The sequence below is a fragment of the Paenibacillus sp. sgz302164 genome (assembly GCF_056120505.1).
The window spans coordinates 33,285-52,767 of the sequence record NZ_JBVYOL010000005.1; the positions used below are offsets into that span (position 1 = coordinate 33,285).

The 19,483-nt window shown below is 57.1% G+C and carries 22 protein-coding genes; 9 read left to right on the forward strand and 13 right to left on the reverse strand.

The features are described from left to right. Nucleotides 1–16 precede the first annotated feature (16 nt). From AC0LWT_RS09940 to mdcH, 4 genes are read left to right on the forward strand one after another with little or no spacing between them, the layout of a single operon-like run. Nucleotides 17–310, forward strand: coding sequence for a malonate decarboxylase subunit delta (locus AC0LWT_RS09940; RefSeq protein ID WP_474681079.1), 294 nt, complete (start codon nucleotides 17–19; stop codon nucleotides 308–310). Further along, the gene (locus AC0LWT_RS09945; protein WP_474681080.1) at nucleotides 307–2,016 is read left to right on the forward strand and encodes a biotin-independent malonate decarboxylase subunit beta; all 1,710 of its coding nucleotides are present in this window, start codon (nucleotides 307–309) and stop codon (nucleotides 2,014–2,016) included. Before AC0LWT_RS09940 ends, AC0LWT_RS09945 begins: the two co-directional genes overlap by 4 nt. Nucleotides 2,017–2,030: 14 nt before the next feature. Beyond that, nucleotides 2,031–2,654: a malonate decarboxylase holo-ACP synthase gene (locus tag AC0LWT_RS09950; RefSeq protein ID WP_474681333.1), complete on the forward strand. Its 624-nt coding sequence runs from the start codon at nucleotides 2,031–2,033 to the stop codon at nucleotides 2,652–2,654. Further along, nucleotides 2,651–3,574, forward strand: a complete 924-nt coding sequence (gene mdcH, locus AC0LWT_RS09955) for a malonate decarboxylase subunit epsilon (RefSeq protein WP_474681081.1) — start codon at nucleotides 2,651–2,653, stop codon at nucleotides 3,572–3,574. Before AC0LWT_RS09950 ends, mdcH begins: the two co-directional genes overlap by 4 nt. A 31-nt stretch (nucleotides 3,575–3,605) precedes the next feature. On the opposite strand, the gene AC0LWT_RS09960 is transcribed toward mdcH, so the two are convergent. The 4 genes from AC0LWT_RS09960 to AC0LWT_RS09975 form a co-directional block, all read right to left on the reverse strand. After that, the gene (locus tag AC0LWT_RS09960) at nucleotides 3,606–4,448 is read right to left on the reverse strand and encodes an RnfABCDGE type electron transport complex subunit D (protein ID WP_474681082.1); all 843 of its coding nucleotides are present in this window, start codon (nucleotides 4,446–4,448) and stop codon (nucleotides 3,606–3,608) included. 20 nt (nucleotides 4,449–4,468) lie between these two features. Next, nucleotides 4,469–5,080 (reverse strand): FMN-binding protein, encoded by a 612-nt coding sequence (locus AC0LWT_RS09965; protein ID WP_474681083.1) that lies wholly within the window; start codon nucleotides 5,078–5,080, stop codon nucleotides 4,469–4,471. Between the two features lie 74 nt (nucleotides 5,081–5,154). Beyond that, nucleotides 5,155–6,456, reverse strand: a complete 1,302-nt coding sequence (locus tag AC0LWT_RS09970) for a sensor histidine kinase (RefSeq protein ID WP_474681084.1) — start codon at nucleotides 6,454–6,456, stop codon at nucleotides 5,155–5,157. After that, nucleotides 6,429–7,148: a response regulator transcription factor gene (locus AC0LWT_RS09975; protein WP_474681085.1), complete on the reverse strand. Its 720-nt coding sequence runs from the start codon at nucleotides 7,146–7,148 to the stop codon at nucleotides 6,429–6,431. The genes AC0LWT_RS09970 and AC0LWT_RS09975 overlap by 28 nt, the downstream gene beginning before the upstream one ends. Nucleotides 7,149–7,640: 492 nt before the next feature. Between AC0LWT_RS09975 and AC0LWT_RS09980 the strand changes: the two genes are divergently transcribed. Continuing rightward, nucleotides 7,641–8,555: an FAD:protein FMN transferase gene (locus AC0LWT_RS09980; RefSeq protein ID WP_474681086.1), complete on the forward strand. Its 915-nt coding sequence runs from the start codon at nucleotides 7,641–7,643 to the stop codon at nucleotides 8,553–8,555. Nucleotides 8,556–8,614: 59 nt separating this feature from the next. On the opposite strand, the gene AC0LWT_RS09985 is transcribed toward AC0LWT_RS09980, so the two are convergent. Continuing rightward, nucleotides 8,615–9,166, reverse strand: coding sequence for a hypothetical protein (locus AC0LWT_RS09985; RefSeq protein ID WP_474681087.1), 552 nt, complete (start codon nucleotides 9,164–9,166; stop codon nucleotides 8,615–8,617). A gap of 198 nt (nucleotides 9,167–9,364) precedes the next feature. Between AC0LWT_RS09985 and AC0LWT_RS09990 the strand changes: the two genes are divergently transcribed. Both AC0LWT_RS09990 and AC0LWT_RS09995 read left to right on the forward strand, forming a co-directional pair. Then, nucleotides 9,365–10,213 (forward strand): YheC/YheD family protein, encoded by an 849-nt coding sequence (locus AC0LWT_RS09990; RefSeq protein WP_474681088.1) that lies wholly within the window; start codon nucleotides 9,365–9,367, stop codon nucleotides 10,211–10,213. 164 nt (nucleotides 10,214–10,377) lie between these two features. Next, the gene (locus AC0LWT_RS09995) at nucleotides 10,378–11,181 is read left to right on the forward strand and encodes a polysaccharide deacetylase family protein (protein ID WP_474681089.1); all 804 of its coding nucleotides are present in this window, start codon (nucleotides 10,378–10,380) and stop codon (nucleotides 11,179–11,181) included. Nucleotides 11,182–11,392: 211 nt separating this feature from the next. Here AC0LWT_RS09995 and AC0LWT_RS10000 read toward each other — a convergent pair whose 3' ends face one another. Genes AC0LWT_RS10000 through AC0LWT_RS10035 form a run of 8 tightly spaced genes read right to left on the reverse strand, consistent with a single transcriptional unit; the run spans nucleotide 11,393 to nucleotide 18,797 of the window. Further along, nucleotides 11,393–11,563 carry a hypothetical protein gene (locus AC0LWT_RS10000; RefSeq protein WP_474681090.1) on the reverse strand — a complete coding sequence of 57 codons (171 nt, stop codon included), beginning with the start codon at nucleotides 11,561–11,563 and terminating at the stop codon, nucleotides 11,393–11,395. 5 nt (nucleotides 11,564–11,568) lie between these two features. Next, on the reverse strand, nucleotides 11,569–12,960 hold the full coding sequence (locus AC0LWT_RS10005; protein WP_474681091.1) for a sulfatase family protein: 1,392 nt from the start codon (nucleotides 12,958–12,960) through the stop codon (nucleotides 11,569–11,571). Next, nucleotides 12,957–13,502 carry an adenylyl-sulfate kinase gene (cysC, locus tag AC0LWT_RS10010; RefSeq protein WP_474681092.1) on the reverse strand — a complete coding sequence of 182 codons (546 nt, stop codon included), beginning with the start codon at nucleotides 13,500–13,502 and terminating at the stop codon, nucleotides 12,957–12,959. Before cysC ends, AC0LWT_RS10005 begins: the two co-directional genes overlap by 4 nt. Continuing rightward, nucleotides 13,499–14,536: a Gfo/Idh/MocA family protein gene (locus AC0LWT_RS10015; RefSeq protein ID WP_474681093.1), complete on the reverse strand. Its 1,038-nt coding sequence runs from the start codon at nucleotides 14,534–14,536 to the stop codon at nucleotides 13,499–13,501. Before AC0LWT_RS10015 ends, cysC begins: the two co-directional genes overlap by 4 nt. A gap of 6 nt (nucleotides 14,537–14,542) precedes the next feature. Continuing rightward, the gene (locus AC0LWT_RS10020; RefSeq protein WP_474681094.1) at nucleotides 14,543–15,991 is read right to left on the reverse strand and encodes a sulfatase family protein; all 1,449 of its coding nucleotides are present in this window, start codon (nucleotides 15,989–15,991) and stop codon (nucleotides 14,543–14,545) included. A gap of 56 nt (nucleotides 15,992–16,047) precedes the next feature. Further along, on the reverse strand, nucleotides 16,048–16,848 hold the full coding sequence (locus tag AC0LWT_RS10025; RefSeq protein ID WP_474681095.1) for a sugar phosphate isomerase/epimerase family protein: 801 nt from the start codon (nucleotides 16,846–16,848) through the stop codon (nucleotides 16,048–16,050). A 31-nt stretch (nucleotides 16,849–16,879) separates the two neighbouring features. After that, nucleotides 16,880–17,869 (reverse strand): Gfo/Idh/MocA family protein, encoded by a 990-nt coding sequence (locus tag AC0LWT_RS10030; protein ID WP_474681096.1) that lies wholly within the window; start codon nucleotides 17,867–17,869, stop codon nucleotides 16,880–16,882. Nucleotides 17,870–17,885: 16 nt separating this feature from the next. After that, a complete protein-coding gene (locus AC0LWT_RS10035) occupies nucleotides 17,886–18,797 on the reverse strand; it encodes an AraC family transcriptional regulator (protein WP_474681097.1) in 912 nt (303 codons plus the stop codon). Between the two features lie 27 nt (nucleotides 18,798–18,824). Here AC0LWT_RS10035 and AC0LWT_RS10040 point away from each other — a divergent pair, with 27 nt between their 5' ends. Then, nucleotides 18,825–19,013 carry a hypothetical protein gene (locus tag AC0LWT_RS10040; RefSeq protein ID WP_474681098.1) on the forward strand — a complete coding sequence of 63 codons (189 nt, stop codon included), beginning with the start codon at nucleotides 18,825–18,827 and terminating at the stop codon, nucleotides 19,011–19,013. 125 nt (nucleotides 19,014–19,138) lie between these two features. Then, entirely contained in the window at nucleotides 19,139–19,345 is a 207-nt protein-coding gene (locus AC0LWT_RS10045) for a YwbE family protein (RefSeq protein ID WP_474681099.1), read from the forward strand. Nucleotides 19,346–19,483: the final 138 nt, after the last annotated feature.

Below are 19,483 nucleotides of genomic sequence, written 5' to 3' on the forward strand. Positions count from 1 at the left end.
CGGAGGTGTACGAAACTTGGAGACGCTGAACTTTCAATATGATGCTGCGCGGAAACTTGCCGCGCGGGCCCACGTGGGAGCCGTCGGATCGGGAGATTTGGAAATATTGGTAGAGCCTTCCGCCGGCTTGCATGCGCACGTACGGATCCGTACGTCGGTGCAAGGGTTTGAAGAAACGTGGAGAGCCGTGCTCGATAAATTTTTTTATATGCATCCGATTGCGGCGTCCATACAGATTAACGATTACGGCGCAACGCCCGGCGTCGTCTCACTGCGGCTGGCCCAGGCAATCGAGGTGTTGGAACGATGAATGTGCGCACGCAAAAAGAAACAAGCTTTATCGAGCTGAATGCCCGCGAACGCGCTCAAGCGCTGCTTGACGAAGGGACGTTCAGGGAACTGCTCGACCCGTTCGAACGTTTCGAATCGCCCCATCTCGCGGCGCAGGGCATCGTTCCGCAAAGCGATGACGGGGTTGTCGTCGCCCGCGGAAGTTTTGGCGGCAAGCCTGCCGTCGTCATTTCCATGGACGGCGCGTTTCAAGGCGGCGGCGTTGGCGAAGTGGCCGGAGCCAAAATGGCCGGAGCGCTGGAGCTCGCGCTGCGGGATTGCCGGGACGGCAAGCCTGTGCTGCCCGTGCTGCTGCTGAATACCGGGGGCGTGCGCTTGCAGGAAGGCTACTACGGGCTGCTGGCGATCGCCGAGATCGGCGCCGCCATTGTCGCGCTGCGCGGGTTCGTGCCGGTCGTCGGCGTCATTCCCGGTTTGATCGGCTGCTTCGGCGGGATGTCGATCTGCGCTGCGCTGTGCAGCCGGCTCGTGATGACGAAGCAGGGCCGGCTCGGGCTGAACGGGCCTGAAGTGATCGAGCAGGAAGCGGGGATCTCCGAGCTGGATGCAAGCGACCGCCGCCTGATCTGGCGAACGACGGGCGGCGAGCAGCGGCACGGGACGGCGCTTGCCGATATGCTCGCCGACGATACGGCGGAAGCGGTCCGCAAGGCTGTCGGGGAATCGTTCGGCCGCGGCATTCCGCCCGTACACCGAAGCGCGGATGTGGAGCGCTTTCTCGGCAAGCTCGCCGCAATCGATCCCGCCGTAAAAATCGGCGGAGAAACGCTGCGCACGCTGTGGGGAGCGGAAAGTACGGCAGCTTCCGGCGGCTCCGTCGCGTGGTTGGAGCAAAGATGGAGCGAAACCGCGGGCAGTTCGGACAGCCGCGGACGAACGTGGTTCGAGCGGTTGTCCGGCGCTTCGCGAAGCCCGCTCCCCGGCGCTCCGGCGGTGCTTTGCGCGGATGCGGCGCTCGGCAAGGAACGCGTCCGCTACATAGCGGTCGCGCCGAATCCGAACAGCCGGTTTCCGCGGGCCCGCAAAGGCGAAGTCGGCATCGACGAAGGCTGGACGCTGGCGCGGCATATTCGCGACGCCATCGAGCAGGACGCCGGCGGGCATAAGCGCGCCATCGTCGCCATCGTCGATGTGCCGAGCCAAGCCTACGGCTACATGGAGGAGCTGCTCGGCATCCATCTGGCCTGCGCGGCGGCCGTCGACGCCTATGCATCGGCACGGCTAGCCGGGCATCCGGTGATTGCGCTGCTCGTCGGCAATGCCATTTCCGGCGCTTTTCTGGCACATGGCCTGCAGGCGAGCCGGATTCTCGCTCTGGACGACCCGGGCGTCGTCGTGCAGGTCATGTCCAAAACATCGGCGGCGCGCGTCACCCGCAGAACGGTCGCGGAGTTGGAGGAAGCCGCCCGAAAAGTGCCGGCGACCGCCTACGACATCAAGTCGTTCGCTTCGCTCGGCGCCGTGGACGAACTGATCGGCGGCATTCGCGCGGACGCTCCGGAAGCGGACGATGTGGAGCGCGTCCGCGGCCTGCTGGCGGACGCTATCGCGATCGTCCGCACCGGGGACGGCGGTCTGGGCGGCCGCCTTGCTTCCGACGCAGCCCGCACCGGCCGGGCCGCTTCGATCCGCGTGCGCGAACGCATGGCTGCGCTGTGGAACTGACGCCGCATGACATTGTGCGCATCCGTCCCGGCGCACTCGCCCGCGGCGCAGCGGAACCGGAGCTTGCCTGGGTCGAAGCATCGCTGGCAAGAGCGCCCTTCGTCGTCGTCCGCCGGGCCGCCTGGCTGCAGGGGGCGGCTCCGGTCGGCGTGCGGGGGCGCAGGCGGAACGAGCGTTATGCCGCCTTTTTGCCCCTCAGCGACGCCGTCGAAAGGATAACGCCGCAGCAGCTCGCGGCAAGCAAAGCGTGGCGGAGCGCTCCCCGCTCCGGGCTCGTGCCGGCCATCGCCGCGCTGGAGGAGGCGGACGTTTTTTTCACGGGGCTGGGCGCCGCATGGGGACCGGCGGGCAGCGTCGGCTTCGAGCTGGCGAGCGGCGCGGAAACCGCCGGACCAGGAAGCGACCTGGACGTGACGATTCGGGCGGACGCCCCGTTATCGGTCGAGGAAGCACGCGGCTTGCTCCGGCTGCAGGATGTGCTGCCGGTTCGCCTCGACGTGCAGATCGAGACCCCTTGCGGCGCTGTGTCGCTGATCGAGTACGCCCGCGGAGAGCGCCAGGTGCTGCTGCGGACTTCTGAGGGAGCGCGGTTAACAGCCGATCCCTGGTCGCCGCAAGCGGATAGGAGGATACGATGAGCATCGTTTTTTTGTTTCCCGGACAAGGCTCGCAGCACGCGGACATGCTGCATTGTTTGCCGGATCATCCGGCTGTCAAGGCTGTATTGGAAGAAGCAAGCGAGGTGCTGCGGCTGGACGTGCTGTCCGTGGACGATGACCGGCATCTTCGCTCCACGGTTTGGGTGCAAATCTGTTTGCTCGCGGCCGGGGTCGGAGCCGCCGCCGCGCTGCAAGCGGAAGGCATCGTGCCGGACATGGTCGCCGGGCATTCGGTCGGGGCCTTCGCAGCCGCCGTCGCCTCCGGAGCGCTGGCTTTTGACGATGCGCTAACTCTCGTCAAACTGCGGGGGGAATGCATGGAGAGCGCATATCCCGGGGGCTACGGGATGGGCGTTATTACCGGCCTGACGGAGCGCAGGCTGCTCGCTTTGATCGGGCAAGTTTCTACGCCCGAAGCGCCGGTCCATATCGCGAATTTGAATGCCCCTTCCCAAATCGCCGTCTCCGGCAAATTCGCAGGCATTCAAGCCCTTTTCCAAGCGGCCGGATCGGCCGGCGCGCGCAAAGGCGTCATGCTGCCGGTAAGCGTCCCGTCGCACTGCGGGCTGCTTGACTCCACCGCCGCCCGGTTGGCCGAAGCGCTGGACCGGATCAGCCTGCGCCGCCCTAGCGTGCCGTATGCCGGAGCCCGCCGCGCGCGGTTATTGACGGATGCCGCCGCAATCCGGGACGATTTGGCTTTCGGCGTCGCCCATCCGGTGCGCTGGCATGACACCGTCTCCCTGATGTTCGAACTGGGAGCCCGGCTGTTTGTGGAAATGCCTCCCGGCCATGTGCTCTCCGACCTTGCCAATCAGGCCTTCCCCGAAGCGCGAAGCGTCGCCTTGGGCGAAGCCGGGCTTGAGACGGTCAAGCTTTTGGCCGGCAGGATTTTATAGGGAACCGCGAGCTTTGATTGGAAAATTTTTACTATACACTTCGTATCGGCTCTTTATTCAACGATTTCGTTTTAACCGCATGCGTCGCGGCATGAACCAGGTTGGAGGCGATCAATCCGACCAGGAGAAATGAAATGCCGCCGTATGTCAGATTCCATGCGATGCTGACGATCGCCGCGAACACGCCGAACCAGATTTGTCCCCCATATTTGCCGGGAGAGGTAGGCGGATCTGTAACCATCAAAAAGCTTAAAAACAAAACGGCGTTAATGAACGGAGGCTGGTATAGTTCCGCAACTTCGCCGATATGAAATATGCCGAGCGCCAGCAAAATCGTAAAGTACGCGCCTAAAAAAGAAAACGCCTGCGGAAATTTGTTCGCCTTCCCGGCAACCGCAAATCCGATTACAAGCATGATGCCCACAGCCCAGACGGGCAGATCCGTCAAGCTTCCCCACCAATCCTCGCCGCTTGAAAATACGAAGACGGACAACAGCAATCCGAACGCCGCCGGGTTAAAAACAGGCTTGCGCTTCACCCGCAATATATGCTTGGATACGATCGCGAACAGCGAAGTCGCCAAAGCGATATACCAAGGCTCCTTTACGCTCAGGACCAGAGCTACGATCAGCCCGGTGACGATAGCTCCGTCCGGAAACAGGCGCTTCCTTTTTTGCAGCAAGCCGATCCACACGTCGACAAGCGCGGCGGCAAAAATTGCGACGCCTGCATGGAGCAGCCCTTGGTACTCTCGCGTATAAGCAATCTCCAGGCCAAGCAGAAGGCACAGCATGAGCATGACAAATCCTTTGGGCGTGTTCCATATGCGTATTGCTTTTTTGCCGGTATCCCGGGCAGATTCGGTCTTCCTCATAACCGTTCATCCTCCACTCTCTATACTTGCGCTTGCTTCAGCGCTACTTGTACGGCTTCGATAAAATCTTCCGAACTCCGGGTGGCCCCGCTGACCGTATCGACAGCGGCGCTTTGCAGTTCAACGACTTGACTGGGCAGCGAATCGATATAGCGCTGAGGATAACGGGTTTTGGATTCCGTGATGACGACGGATGAGATTTTACCTTTAACAATCGAAAGGCTCACTGCGACTGTGCCAAAACGGTTCGTACCCGAACCGGTATAAGTTCCGTCCTTATATTTGGATGCCGCTTTGGCCGGAGCTGTCGGTTTGGGCGGTTCGGCGGACGCTCTCGGTACCGGCTTTGTGGTTGGAGTCGAAATCGGGGTCGAAGTCGGGGCCGGAACCGAACTCGCAGTCGAAGTCGAGGCCGGAACGGTAGAGGGCTGCATCGTTTTGGAAGGCTCCGGCGTTAAGCCTGGAGTCTCTTCGGCGGTCAGCCCCTGCGCAAACGCAGATGCTGAGTAAGAGTCAGACGTTGACGGCAGGACCGTTTGCGCCGGCGGCTGGTTGATCATGTAACCGGCGGAGTAGACGATGCCGATTGCGGTCGAACAAAGAGCGACCAGTTTTTTTCCCATTCGTGCCATATCAACAACACTTCCTTTGCTTTCTTGTCTACCGCATACTTTACGGCACGAAAGTGAAAACAAAGTGAAAAAAGCTACGGTCCAAACACGAATTCGAAGCGGCTCCCTTTTCCAGCTTCACTCTCGACATGGACTGACGCCCGGTGCTGCCGCAATATTTCCGCTGCAATGGACAACCCTAATCCCGCTCCGCCAAATTCCCGGGACCGCGCTTTATCCACCCGGTAAAACCGTTCAAAAATGTGCGGCAGCTCCTCCCTGGACATCCCGATCCCCGTATCCGTGACCTGCAGAATCGCTCCGGCATGTTTGCCTCTATGACACGCGACTGTAACCTCTCCCCCTGCGGAGGTGTATTTAATGGCATTGTCCAACACGATCAAAACCAATTGCCGCAATTGGTCCTCGTTTCCTTCGATTTGAACGGCCGCTTCTTCCTTATGGGAGAGGTCCATGTGCAAATAAATCTCTTTTTTTCGCGCCAATGTCTGCATCGCTTGAACCGCCTGGGTCGCTATTCGGGCCAAATCGACCGGCTCCTTCCTGTAGACCGATACTTTCGCATCGCTGCGGGCCAAAGTCAGCAAAGATTCCACCAGCCGAATCATGCGCTTCACTTCATCCTTCAAGCCTGTCAGAACGCGCTGTTCAAAATCGGGGAGAGCTTCTTTGCACTCTTCCAGCAGCTCTACCGAAGAATGGATGACGCTAAGCGGCGTTCTCAGTTCATGCGAGGCGTTAGTCGTAAACTCGACTTGCCGAAAAAACGAATTTTTTATCGGCACTATCGCTTTTCCGGCAAAAAAATAACCTACAACGCTGGCAACCGTCAGCAGCACCATCGAAAAAACGGACAATAGCAGCTTCATTTGCCCGATCAATAGGAGATCGTCGGAAATGTTCACGGCTGCCCAATAAGTTCCGCCGGAAAGGCTCAACGTGTTCGTGCTTGCTAAAAAAGTTTCTTTAGCCCCTCCGTCGTCGAGCTGAAAAACGTCTCCTTGCACCCCCAAGTACTGCCGGTTCTGGGCCCATTGCAGCAGTTGAGCTCCCATGGCCGTAAAAGCGGTGGGCGAAGCCGACGTCTTTCCATCGGGAGCAACCAATACGGCAAGCTCATCCGATTGCAGGAACGCCCATTCCATGTTTTTCGTTTCGTGCCCGTCCGCCTTGTCGCCGCGTGATTTTCGCTGCTCCTCCACCCGGTGCTCCCATTGACGGTTCATTTTATCGTGCACGTTGGCCAAGTGAATCCGCTCGTTCTTTTGCAGCGTCTGCTGCAGGATGAGGTAATAAATAACGGTAACGACGATCAAGATTACGGCCAAAATGCCGCCGAACAGCAAAGTCAATCGCTTTCTCGTTCGCTCGAACACGGGTCCCCTTCTCCCCCTTTCGCCAGCAGGCGGTACCCGAGTCCCCGCACATTGTGAATGAGCTTGTCCGGGAATGGATCGTCCAATTTTTTGCGCAGCAGCTTGATTGTCGCATCGACAGCGTTCAAAGTGATGTCCGCATCCATTCCCCATACCCGGTCGAGCAGCTGCTCCCTGCTTAATATTTGTCCGTGATGGTTCGCCATGAACGAGAGCAATTGAAATTCGCGCCGCGAAAGCATGACGGGAACACCGTTTCTATACACTTCATGGGTTGTCAAATGGACGGCAAGCGTATCGCCGAAAGCTTTGACTTCCCCTTCCCAAGCCGTTTCCTTCCTCCGGTACAACGCGTTCAGGCGCGCGATCAATTCCTCGAAATCAAATGGCTTGACCAAATAATCGTCCGCTCCCGCATTCAGTCCCTGCACCCGGTCTGAAACGGCATCGCGCGCAGTCAGCATCAGAATCGGCGTCTGATTTTTTTTCATGCGTATTTCCTTGCACAGCTCCACGCCTGTTTTCCCAGGAATCATCCAATCCAAAATGTAAATATCAAACGGGTATCTTTCCATAAAATCCGCCGCAGCATCCGCATCCTGGGCCCATTCCACCCGGAACAGCTGTTTTTTCAGCTTATATTGAATCAACTCGCCAAGCTTCCTGTCATCTTCAACGAGCAAAATATTCATGTCTATCCCCCCCATTTGCAACGTTAAGCGGAAAACCTGCAAAAGTGCAGGATACGGAGAAACCCAGACGCCAGAGCCAGTCGCATAACCTGCCTGGTGTCGCGAAGAAAACCTGCAAAAATACATGAATTTGCGTTCTTAAACGCTGCCCGCGAAGAATTCCTGCAATTGTACAGGCTTTTCACCGCGAACATGAGCTCAGACCCGCTGTAATCGAAAATTCCTGCACTTTCGCAGGCTTTTCGCCAAAACGGACCCTTTTCGCAAAAAATTCCTGCACTTTCGCAGGTTTTTCCTGCAAAGCCGCCTCGTCCCCCCACTTCAGTTTCGTAACCCATACAGGAGATGCATGTGTTGCGGAAGAGCCGATGCCCCTCCTGTTCGAAGATGCGCTGTCTCCCGGCGCGGCGAGCTTGTTCTAGCAATTTCAGTTTGATTTCATTATTTTAACGTAAGATAAAAAAATCAAACCATTTCAAGGGGGACATCGCCATGGCGGATAGAAAAACAGTGGCCAGAAAGGCTCTTTCGATGGGAACGACGGTGCACATCGAAGTGATTACATCGCAGCCCGAGGAAGAGGCACTGCGCAAAATCGAACGCGTCCTGCAATCGTTTCATCTCGTCGAGAGCGTGTGCAGCCGGTTTTCGGACGATAGCGAAGTCCGGCAGCTTTTCAAGCAGCCCGGCAGTCCGGTCCGGGTCAGCGATATGTTGTTTGAGCTGGTCCGGTTTGCACTGACGGTCGCTTCCTTGACGAACGGAAGCTTCGATCCGGCGGTCGGCAGCCGTATGACTGCGCTCGGCTTCAAGCATCACTACCTGACCGGACAGCCCGTAACGGATGAGTTAGAAGAACATGCGTCCGTTTCCTTTCGGGATGTGCAGCTCGACGAAAAAAATCGTACCCTGTTATTGAAAAAACCGCTCCTTCTGGATTTGGGAGCACTGGCAAAAGGGTTCGCCATCGATCTGGCCGTCAAGGAGCTTCAGCCGTTCGAAGGCTTTCTCGTCGAGGCCGGCGGAGATTTGTACGTCGGGGGATTGAATGTCAGGGACGAGCCTTGGCAAGTAGGCATCCGGCACCCGCTTCGGTATGACGAGAATATCGGATTGCTGCAGCTTTCCGATACGGCCGTTTGCACATCCGGGGGCTATGAAAGAAAAAATCCGCAGCTGCCCGGCGAACATCACCTGATTGTTCCGCAAACCGGACGAAGCCGGACAGACGTACTTAGCTGTACGGTCATTGCACCTTACGCCATGCTCGCCGACGCTTTTTCTACAGCCGCCTTTATTTTGGGGCCTGATCCCGGTCTCGGGCTGCTGCAATCGGGCGGCCTGGAAGGGCTGTTCGTACTCCCCTCCGTGGCGCTCAAGATGACCCCCGGGTTCGTCATGGGATAAAAACGGCCTGCTTGCCGGGCAAGCCGGCTTTGGACGTGTAGGGCAAGCGCGGCGGTCGGCTACAGAAAAGCATGGATCAAAAACAACACGGCGAACGCCAGACCCAGCCGCAAATGCCATTTCCGGTCCAATCTCTTGTATCTGAACAGCCCGGACACCGGCACCGGCAGCAGAACCAACAGCGCAAGCAAGCCGCTGATGTTGTTGAAATCAAAGGCAAAACCGTGCATAAACACGGCGACTGCATGAAGAACGATGAAGCCGATAGCTATAATTGCAGCAGGGACATGCCATGTACGGACGAACCGCAAAAGCGCGGCAAGCCCTTTTTTCACGCTGCGAAAGCTGTCAAAAACGCGCTGTTTGACGATCAGGAGGAGAACGTAGTTCGCCAGCACGACAAATAACGCCAGCCTCGCATCGGAACCGTAATTTTTAAACGTATGTTCGAATCGTTTGCTTTGCACGACCGCCGGGGACAGATGCAGCAAGTTCCACATTTCCCAACATACTAATACGACGGACACAACGAGCGCCGCATATACCCATTTCCGCTCATGAGCAGGTATCCAATTCGAAGCGGATGCCGATTTTCTTCCAATTTGCTCCAAAAATTTCCCTCCTATTATGTTTGTCTATCAGCTCAACTATACTTTAGTTTTCTGAAAAATAAATGAAAAAATTCCCTCGCCCATTCTTGCTCCCCGCCTGAAACAAACCGGCCGAACGCCATACGATATAACAACACTGTTTCAGACAGGAGTCAAGGGGCGGCCGCAGACAGCGGGCGGTTCCGGCGGAGGGATCATATGGTACGGTATGACAACAACAAATGGGGCAAAACCCGGCTATTGAACCGCAGCAAGGAGTTGGCTCGCTTTGTCCCCGAGACGAGAAAAGCGTCTAAAGAAGCGCTGGATTCGATGCTGAAAACATACGGGATGGTGTATGTCAAACCTAGTCTCGGCACCGGAGGATTCGGAATTATGAAGGCTGAAATTGTGAAAAACGGGAAATTGACCAACTACGTCTACAAGCACAATACGCGGACCTACCGGTTCGGCAAGTTCGACGCTTTCGTCAAATCGATGCAAGGAAAATTCGGCAGGCGCACTTATTTGGTGCAAAAAGGCATCCGCATGCTCCGCTACAACAATCGCCCGTTCGATATCCGCATCATGGTGCAAAAAAATGAGCAAAACAAATGGGAGCACACCGGGACGATCGGGCGTGTCGCCCATCCGCGGCGAATTGTGACCAATTATCATAACGGCGGCACTCCTTTGCCGCTTCCTGTTTTGCTCCAGCCCCACTTGAATGCGAACGAAAGCAAAAAGCTCCAAAAAGAGCTTTCCGATCTGGGGTTGAAGGTTGCTGCACATATGCAAACCGCCTTTCCCCGATTGAAGGAAATCGGCGTGGACGTGGGGCTCGACCGCAACTGTTTTCCGTGGATTTTCGAAGTGAATTCGAGACCCGATCCGTTCATATTCCTCAAGCTCCGCAATTCCAAAGTGTTCCGCAGAGTGATGCGGCTCACCCGGCTTCACGGCAGATTTTTGCCAAAAAAAACACGCACCCCCCGACCGGCGCACAAGTCGTCCGGCAGGCGTGCGAAGCGAATTCCCACCAAAAAGGGCGCCTCCGGAGCGCCCTGATATTTTGTCGGAAAATATTAATAATTGTCAATTTCCATCGCAATTTAAGATTGCTATAATAGAAGCATGGCCAGGATATAAATCGCTGCGTGAATGAATATTTTTCATAATAGGCAGTTCCCCTCATCCTCCCCAAAAAAGTAAACTGAAAGAAGTGCGAAACCGTGAAACACTACAACAAACTGGCGATTTTGTTATTGGCTGCTACAATTTCCGGGTGCGGCGGCACCCCGCAAACTGCAAAAGTTGATACGGCTGCAGCTGCGACTGCTCCCCCCGACCACGAGAAGGCATCCGTCCCGCAATCTATCGCGGAGCCCGTTTCCAAGGAAACGGTGGATGACCGTGTCATCAACCATGTCCCTTTGGATGCGCGCAAGCAAATTGCTCTTACATTCGACGATGGCCCGGACCACAAATATACGCCTAAAATTCTCGATATTCTGAAAAAGAATCAAATCAAGGCTACGTTTTTCCTGGTCGGCGAGCATGCAGAAAGGTACCCTGATACGGTCAAACGCATCGCGGAAGAAGGTCACATCATCGGCAACCATACTTGGGATCATCAGGATCTGGCCAAGCTGCCATCAGAAAGCATACATAACGAAATTGAAAAAACGGACGAGATGATTAAACAAATAACCGGGCAGTCCCCTTCCCTTTTTCGCGCGCCTTACGGAGCGGTCAATGAACAGGTGAAATCGGATGCCGCGTCGAGCGGCCATCGGCTGATCGGATGGTCCGTAGATACCATGGACTGGGACGGCAAAAGCGTTCAGCAAATCATGGCCGCAGTCAAAAAACAAGCGTCTCCCGGAGCCATCATTTTGCAGCACAGCTCCGGCGGCAAAAAAGGAAACCTCAACAACACGGTCGAAGCTTTGCCGCAAATCATCGCGTATTTGAAAAGCAACGGCTACTCCTTCGTCACGGTGCCCGAGCTGCTAACTTCACTGAAAGCCAACTAGGAGTCCGGCCGATGGACTCCTGCGCCGCTGCGACGGGCCCGCGCGCAGAAAACCTGCGAAAGTCAGCTTGTTGAAAAAATGACGGGTTAGAGGAGCCGGAGGGGCACAGCGTTCGCCTCTCCGGCTCGGTTTGCGGAGCTGAAGTAGGGGGGCAAGGCGGCTTAGCATGGAGAAAACCTGCGAAAGTGCAGGTTTTTTTCGTAAAAATGGTTCATTTTGGCGAAAAGCCTGCAATTGTGCAGGAATTTTCGATAAAAATGAACCAGAGCCCGTGTTCGCGGCAAAAAGCCTGCACATTTGCAGGAATATGCCTCAGCCAGCGCATCGACCGAGTAAAAACTGTACTTTTGCAGGTTTTCTGCGCGCCATTTCGTGCGGCCATACCCATTACCCTCCTCTCCGGCGGGCTTCTGCCGCCCGGTCGAAACGCGAGCGGCGCGGGTCGGCCATCCATGACTCCCAAGTCAGCCCGTACTGCAGTAAAATTTCATGTATCCGGTTGCGAAAAGGCAGTCCGGCCGTAAGCTGCCGCTCCATCGGATCGGCTTTTTCCGCGAGCGTGGCCTGCACCCAATCGGCCAACTGCCGCTCCAGACGGTCCGCTACTTCCGGCAGCCGCCGCTCGGCGTTATCGGTTTCATTCGGGTCGGCACGGAGATCGTACAGCTCCCTCCGCGGACGCGTAAACGGCCCCGAATCCACCGTGCAAATCAGCTTGTAGTCGCGGGTTACGGCTCCGCGGGCGGCCTGCCAGGCGCACTCGCTCAAGTAGACGGTGTCGTGCGTGCCGTCCTGCTCCCCGCGGATGCTCGGCCACAAGCTTTTGCCGTCCGGCGTGCCGGGACTTGCCACGCCCGCGGCTTCCAGCAGCGTCGGAAACAGATCGGTCTGCTGCACGAGCCCGCTCACCCGCCTGCCCTGTGGGATCACCCCCGGCCACCTCATGATCATGGGAACATGAACGGTCGTCTCGTACAGTCCGCAATGATCCCAATAAATGTCATGCTCAGTCAAGCTTTCCCCATGGTCGCCGAACAGAACAAGCAAAGTCCGCTCGCGGAGTCCTTCGGCAGTCAGCGTTTCATCCAGCTCTTTCAGGCGGTCGTCCAAGTACCGCACTTCCGCGTCATACAAGGCGTTGAGATAAGCGGCGTCCGTCACCGGCCCCAGCATATCGTAGTGGTGGTGCTTGAAAAACGGATAAGCCGCATGATTATACGCCGCTTCCATGCTGCGGTTCGCAGGGTCGAACGGATCGCGTCCGGCCTCGTAAAACCGGGACACATATTCGGCCGGAGGCACATAAGGGGTATGCGTATCCCAGTAATGGAGAAACAGAAAAAAGTTCTCCTCCTTATGCTCGCGAATCCAGGGCAGCGCGAGCGCATTGACCGTTTTTCCGTCGATATGCCGCTTCGCTCCGGCGGAATTGATGTAGTACCGATAGCCGCGCGCGAACCATTCCTTAAGCTGGTACAAATTGTCGACGGCAGCCGTCGTAAACCCTGCGTCCCGCAGCAAAGCCGGCAGCCACGGCTCGCTTTTGGCCAGCCCGGTCAAGGCGGAGCCGTGCGATACGATGCCGGTGCGGAGCCCGACTTTTCCCGTGAAAATCCCCGTATGGGCCGTTTCGGTCGGGATATCCGCCGCATACGCGCGTTCGAACAAAACGCCCTGCGAGGCGATGGCGTCCAGGTAAGGCGAAGTCGGCTTTTCATACCCGTAGCAGCCGAGACGGGAAGCGCGCAGCGTATCCAGCGAGACGAAGACGATGTTCATCCGGCATCCCTCCTGCCGCCAGGTCGGGATGCCACGTAATCGAGGATCAATGCCGCATTGCTTTCCAGCTCCTCCAAATGCGTGCGGATCACGATATCCGGCCGCTCCGGAATTTCATACGGGTCTCCGATGCCGGTAAACCGGCTGAGCCCTGCACTGCGCGCTTGGGCATAAAGCCCTTTTACGTCACGCCTTTCGCACTCCTCCAGCGGGCAATCCACAAAAATTTCCACATAGCCCGGCAGCTCCTTCCGCGCAAAATCCCTCATCACCCGGTAAGGCGTGATGGCTGATACGAGCACAGTCACCCCGTTGCGGGACAGCAGCCTGCTGACGTAGACGATGCGGCGTATATGTTCCATGCGGTCTTCCCGGCTGAAGCCGAGCCCTTTGGAAATGACCGTCCTGAGCTCATCGCCGTCCAGCAGTTCGGCTCTCATCCCCTGTTCGCGCAGCTGTTCCAGCAAGCAGCGGGCCGTCGTCGTTTTGCCTGCTCCCGAAAGCCCTGTGAACCACAGCACCAACCCATCCTGTTGACTCATATCCCTCCTCCTTCCTCCGTCAAATGAGGCATGCCTGCGCCCGCTATGTCCACGACCGCGCCGCCGGCAAGCTGAGAGCGGATCGCGGCTTCGATGAGTTCCTGCACGACCAGCGCGTCGGCTCCGGATGCGTCGATCTGTCCGGCGGGAACCCGCTCCTTGACCTGCCTGACGAACATGCCGATCCGCATCCGAAACGTGTCGTCGAAGCCTTGGAAGCCTCCGAGAACCGGGTTGCGGAACACCCGCAGCTCCTCCTGTCCGTGCGTATAGCAAGTTAGCGATTCGTAGACGTTATCGAGAACGAACCGGCCGCGGTGCCCGGCCGCCTCGCACGCTTCGATCGGATGCTTGTTGCACATGTCGAAGCTGCCCGTCAGATGGCCGACGGCCCCGGATGCGAATTCAAGATTGACGGAAGCGGTAGACCACACCGAACGGCCGGGAGCTTTGGTCATGAACGCTTGCACCCTTTTGACATCTCCGGCAAAATACCGAATGACGTCGAAAGAATGCGGATGAAGCGCTCTCATCTGAACCCACGGGCTCGTTTCGTTCGGGTTGCCGATCGTCAACTTCATATTGATGAAAAGGAGCCGGCCGAGCTCCCCGCGGTCGACCCATTCCTTCGCTTTGAGCGCCATGGGCGTGAAGCGGTGGTTCAGGTTGCAGCCAAAGCGCACGCCCTTTTCCCGGGCAAAGCGAACCATTTCGCGCGCTTCTTCCAGGCGGTTGGAGATCGGCTTTTCGACCAGGACGTCTTTGCCCGCCGCAATGGCCGCCATCACCGGCCCGTAATGATGCGAACCGTTCTCCATGCCGCCGGTGGCGACGCTGACGATGTCCAGCTCCTCCGCCTCCAGCATCGCAACCACGTCGCGGTAAGCTTTCGTCCCAAACCGGCGCGCTGCCTCGTCAGCCAGGGATTCATTCAAGTCGCAGACGGCGGCAAGTTCCACATCCGGATGCTCCTTGTAACACCGGCAGTGAATGCGCCCGATGTGATTGACGCCGACGACAGCAGCTTTCATCATCTCAAGCTACCTCCTGTCGGAATGCGGCTTTTCCGCATCGTTCGGCGCCTGCTCCTGCCCCGGCTCGGTATGCGCTGCTTTGGCCTGCAGCCTTTTGGCCACCGTCGACGAGCCGATATGCATGGATTCGTACGCCTGCCGGGAGGAAACGAAAGGCCCGCCTTTTCCTCCATGCCAGTTGAGATTCGTGTCCATCGGGTTCATGCGGCCGGTCTGCTTTTCCCTCCGCTCGATATAGGACATCATTCGCGTTTGCAGCAGGGCTGCGATTTGCGGCTCCTCGTCGGCGACATTGCGCAGTTCTTCCGGGTCGCGGATCAAATTGTAAAGCTCCAAGGCGGGCTTGAAATGCAGGTCCGGCTCCAAAGCCACGATCAGCTTCCACTCCGGCGTGCGCCAGCCGTGCTTGCGCATCCAGGTGCATTCGGTGATGTACGCCTCGCTTTCCGGCTCCCACGCTTCGCCCTGCACGAGCGGCAGCAGGCTGCGCCCATCGAAGGCGATGCCGCTTTTCACGCCGAGCAGTTCCAGGACGGTCGGCATCACGTCCTTGATCTGCGTTTGGCTGCGCACTCTCAGGCCCGCCGGCAGCGTGCCCGGAAGGCGCAGCATCAGCGGAATGCGCAAATTCGTTTCGTACAAGCCGTGATGGTCGTAATAGCAATCGTGCTCGTTCAAAGTTTCCCCGTGATCGGAGGTGACGATGACCAGCGTCTCTTCTTCCAGCCCCAGCGCCGCCAAAGCCGCAAACAGCGACTGAATGGAAGCATCCATGTAAGCGACGGCGCCGTCATATTGGTCGTCGATATAGGCGCTGTCCGTGCAGCCTTCGGGAAACCACGAAGCGAAATAGTCTGCGAACGGCTTGAATTGGTATATTTTTTCCAGCGAACGATTGTCCGGGTCCTTCTCGTCGCCGCCATAAAACATCCGCTCAAACGGCTTCGGCGGCAAATACGGCGAATGCGGGTCCATATGCCGCAAAAACAGGAAAAACGGCTTGTCGGCGGCACCCAGGCGCCTCAGTTCGGGGATCGCCGTTTTGTTCAAATTTTCCGCTTTCGGACATCTGCCGGTTTCGTCCATGCCCCACGCTTCGTAATCCAAATACGTCTGAAATCCCCGGGAGGAAGGATTGCCCGTAAACCCGATGCAGGTCGTCCGGTAGCCTTCCGCTCCCAGCACTTCGGCCAGCGTCGCCATATGGGAGCCCAGCGGGCCTTCGTGACGGAGCGCAACGACATCGGTGCCGAAGCAGTCCATGCCGGTCAGCATCGAAGCGTATCCCGGAGTCGTCGGAATGCTCGGTGAAATATGCTGCTCGAACAGCACGCCCCCTTCGCTGAAGCGGTCCAGGTGCGGCGTCGTCAGCCGATGGTAGCCGTACCCGCTCATATGATCTCTGCGCAAGCTGTCGATGCCGAGCAAAAGAAGATTCGTTTTTTTTCGCGTCATCTCGCAAGCTCCTTTTTTCGCAAAATAGGATTGAACCCGCTGCTTTACCGTGCTCTTTACCGTACTCCCAGCGACTTCAGCACACCGTTCAAATACCCGCAGCTTTCCGCCGCTACGATGGAAACCTGTGCAAGCGAGTGGCCGCCGGCGCCAATGACTTCCAGGCAAACGGGACCGCTGTAACCGTTCTCCGCCAGCACTTTGCAGTATTCGGCCAGGCGGATATCTCCTCGCCCGCAAGCTTGCGCCTCGATCGGTCCGGGACCGGCCTGACGGCCTTTGCAGTCGCGGATATGAACGTGCCGGACGCGTCCGATCACTTGCGAGAGCGCCTCTTCCGGGTTCTCGCTCGCCCGAAAAATATGGCTCGGGTCCATATCGATGCCGAACGATCGCGCCTCGATCTGAGCCATCGCTGCAAGCGTCGTCGGCGTGTTGTAGATGGCTTGACCGACGTGCGCTTTCACGCAGAGCGTGACGCCGTGCCGGCCGGCCAGCTCCGACAGCCGCGCCAGTTTGTCGATGGAAGCCGCGAGATCGTCTTCCACGCCCGATTTGCCGCCCGGCCCGACATTGACGATCGGAATGCCTAGCTCCTGCGCCGCCTCGAAAGCAAGCGCCAGCCTGGACTCATCCAGCGCCGCCACTTCCATCGAAAGCAGCTTGAGCCCGTGCTCCTCCGCAATACGCCGGATATCGGGAGCCTGCTCCCGCCAGCGGTCCAGCTCCAGGTGCTCGCACATGTCTTTAATCGCCGACACTTCGACGCCGTCATAGCCGCACAGCCGGATATGTTTGGCCGCGGTTGCGAAATCGAACTCTTTGAACAATACCGAATTAATACCGAGTTGTATCATTGGCTTTTCTCTCCCTTCGAGAAGTCCTGGCTCAAAGTTCAACAATACGCGACGTTTCAAAAGAACGAATGGCCGCTTCAATGATATACTGCGCTTTGAGCGCATCCTCGCCGGAGCCGTGGATTTGGTCGTATGCGGTTTTCGCGTCAAGCTGCTCGATCCAGTCGCTTATGCGGCTTTTGAACGTTTCCGGAAAAGCACGCATCCCTCCCAAATAACGGTACGATTCCGTTTCGATGCTATTTCTCGGGAAATAAGTCAAGCGCTCGCAAGCGTCTTCCAGCACAAACCGTCCTTTGGACCCGACTACTTCCGCGCACTCCAGGCCGTAGCTCGCCCCGGCGTCATAGCTGCCCATGAGATGGCCGATAGCGCCATTTTCAAATTCCATGATGATCTGGGCATTGGACCAAATGGTTCGACCCTCCCCTTTCATCATGAACGCCCCGACTCTGCGGACATCCCCGCAAAAATACCGAATGACATCAAAAGAATGAGGATGCAGCGCCCGCAAATGGAACCACGGCGACGTCTCCACCGGATTGTTGATCCACATTTTCATATTGATCATATGCAGTTTCCCGAGCCGCCCCTCCTCGATCCACCCTTTGGCCTTCAGAGCGGCGGGGGTGAAGCGGTGATTGAGGTTAACGCCGTAGGGCAGTTGGTTGTCCTTCGCCAGCGCCACCATGCGCTCTCCCTCGTCGATGCGGTTGGAAATCGGCTTTTCGCCAAGCACCGGAATCCCCGCATGCAAAAGCTCCATCGTCGGCCCGTAATGCTCGCCCCCATTTTCCTCCCCTTTGGTCGCCATACTGCAAGCGTCCAGCTCAATCCCGCTGTCCAGCATCTCCCGGACACTGTAAAAAGCTCTGCAGCCGAATTTGGCTCCCGCCGCATCCGCCTTCTCTTTGACAATGTCGCATACCGCCGCAAGCTCCGTTTTCGGGTGCTCCTTGTACACGCCGGCATGAATCGATCCGATATTGCCTACACCGACAACCCCGACTTTTAAAACCAATCCGCATCCCTCCGTGTCATATAAAATCCTGAACCTCCCCATGTGCATCCCGGTATTGCCCGGGCGAGCAGCCGACGATGCGCCGGAACAGCTGCGTGAAAAAGGCAGGGTCTTCATAGCCCACCTTATGCGCAATTTGAATCACCTTATCGTTGCCTTCAACCAAATACTGCTTTGCCCGCTCGATGCGGATTTGATGGATGCATTCCGTTACGGTTTGCCCGCTTTCCTGCTTGAAAATCCGGTTCAGCTGCCGGTTGCTGATATGGAAAAGACCGCATAAATCGGGAACCGCCAGTTTCTTGTCAAAATGCCGCTCCAAAAAGCCTGTGATCCGCCTGACCAAAAGCGTATGCTCGCCCTCGCGGGCCGGCTTCTTGCAAGCCGTCACGCTCTCTGCATAAAAGCGCGAAAGCAAAATAAGCAGTTGAAGCAGCTGCAGCTTGATGACAGTCGAGTATCCAGGCCGGTGCGGCTCCCATTCCGCCATCATCGCTTCCAGCAAACTCAACACCTGCCCCGCCTTCCCTCCGCTCAAATTCAAGCGATGATGAAAGCGCTCTCTAACATCGAGAAAAGGATGCACGTAAAAATAATCCATCGACTGCGAAACGCCCAGCTCGCGCAGCAGCGACTCGTGAATAAGCCCGGGCGTAAACAGGCAGTTGATAATTTCGATTCTTTCCCCCGGCTCCGTCCGGTAAGCGTGAACCTCCCCGGGATTAATAATAAAAACGTCTCCCGACCGGATCGGATAGCTCTCGCCCTCGAACAAGTGCCGGGCGCTGCCGCTTACCAGAAAAACAAGCTCAATAAAATCATGCGAATGATCGACCGGCATATTGTGCTCATCATGGTAGTATCTGGCGATGTTAAAAGGAATTTGGGTGTCGCAAATGTACTGCGCTGTCTTCAGTTGTTTGACCATAGCTCCCCCGATCCGGACGAACATGCCATGTCCGTAAACAACATCAACGCTTTTATCATTACGATGGCCTCCTTGATAATCATCTTATCGAATGGCACCGCCGCTTTCATTGCGGTTCGCGCCAACTTGCATGGGGATTGCGCCAAAAAGAACCGGGATGCTTGCTTCATGAAAATTATAACTCATCGCAGCTCGTCCTATGTCAACAAGCATTAATAAAACGCCGCCAAGACTCCAACAAAATTCCAACAAAACTCCGGATTTAAAGTGTTTTGCATTGAGCTTGCACTTGCTATATGATAGAGGGCATCCGGCAAGCATAGAAAGGAGCGCGCGCAAGCATGAGCACTGGCGGACAACAGCGGTCGGCCTTACGGCCCGGACTGCTTGTAGATATCGTTTTGAAAAAAGACCAGACCACAGGACAATTGACCCGCGGTGTCGTAAAAGATATTTTGACCAACTCGCCCTATCACCCGCACGGGGTTAAAGTTAGGCTGCAAAGCGGAGCCGTCGGCCGGGTCAAAGCCATCATCACAGCCGAATAAAGCTGCGGGACACCGACTACAAAAACCTGCCTCCGGGAGACTCAGATCGCCGGACCCTGCTGCGGGGTCTTTTCTACGCCGCCGAAGCCGGCCGTTTACGTTCCCGGAGCGATGATTCCCACACGCGTGACCGCGGAA

What these genes read in the sequence shown, in the direction of transcription:
- AC0LWT_RS09945 (WP_474681080.1), top strand. Translation starts at nt 307, where the DNA reads ATGAATGTGCGCACGCAAAAAGAAACAAGCTTTATCGAGCTGAATGCC.
- mdcH (WP_474681081.1), top strand. Translation starts at nt 2,651, where the DNA reads ATGAGCATCGTTTTTTTGTTTCCCGGACAAGGCTCGCAGCACGCGGAC.
- AC0LWT_RS09960 (WP_474681082.1), bottom strand. Translation starts at nt 4,448, where the DNA reads ATGAGGAAGACCGAATCTGCCCGGGATACCGGCAAAAAAGCAATACGC.
- AC0LWT_RS09965 (WP_474681083.1), bottom strand. Translation starts at nt 5,080, where the DNA reads ATGGCACGAATGGGAAAAAAACTGGTCGCTCTTTGTTCGACCGCAATC.
- AC0LWT_RS09975 (WP_474681085.1), bottom strand. Translation starts at nt 7,148, where the DNA reads ATGAATATTTTGCTCGTTGAAGATGACAGGAAGCTTGGCGAGTTGATT.
- AC0LWT_RS09980 (WP_474681086.1), top strand. Translation starts at nt 7,641, where the DNA reads ATGGCGGATAGAAAAACAGTGGCCAGAAAGGCTCTTTCGATGGGAACG.
- AC0LWT_RS09990 (WP_474681088.1), top strand. Translation starts at nt 9,365, where the DNA reads ATGGTACGGTATGACAACAACAAATGGGGCAAAACCCGGCTATTGAAC.
- AC0LWT_RS10000 (WP_474681090.1), bottom strand. Translation starts at nt 11,563, where the DNA reads ATGGCCGCACGAAATGGCGCGCAGAAAACCTGCAAAAGTACAGTTTTT.
- AC0LWT_RS10005 (WP_474681091.1), bottom strand. Translation starts at nt 12,960, where the DNA reads ATGAACATCGTCTTCGTCTCGCTGGATACGCTGCGCGCTTCCCGTCTC.
- cysC (WP_474681092.1), bottom strand. Translation starts at nt 13,502, where the DNA reads ATGAGTCAACAGGATGGGTTGGTGCTGTGGTTCACAGGGCTTTCGGGA.
- AC0LWT_RS10015 (WP_474681093.1), bottom strand. Translation starts at nt 14,536, where the DNA reads ATGATGAAAGCTGCTGTCGTCGGCGTCAATCACATCGGGCGCATTCAC.
- AC0LWT_RS10020 (WP_474681094.1), bottom strand. Translation starts at nt 15,991, where the DNA reads ATGACGCGAAAAAAAACGAATCTTCTTTTGCTCGGCATCGACAGCTTG.
- AC0LWT_RS10025 (WP_474681095.1), bottom strand. Translation starts at nt 16,848, where the DNA reads ATGATACAACTCGGTATTAATTCGGTATTGTTCAAAGAGTTCGATTTC.
- AC0LWT_RS10035 (WP_474681097.1), bottom strand. Translation starts at nt 18,797, where the DNA reads ATGGTCAAACAACTGAAGACAGCGCAGTACATTTGCGACACCCAAATT.
- AC0LWT_RS10040 (WP_474681098.1), top strand. Translation starts at nt 18,825, where the DNA reads ATGTCCGTAAACAACATCAACGCTTTTATCATTACGATGGCCTCCTTG.
- AC0LWT_RS10045 (WP_474681099.1), top strand. Translation starts at nt 19,139, where the DNA reads ATGAGCACTGGCGGACAACAGCGGTCGGCCTTACGGCCCGGACTGCTT.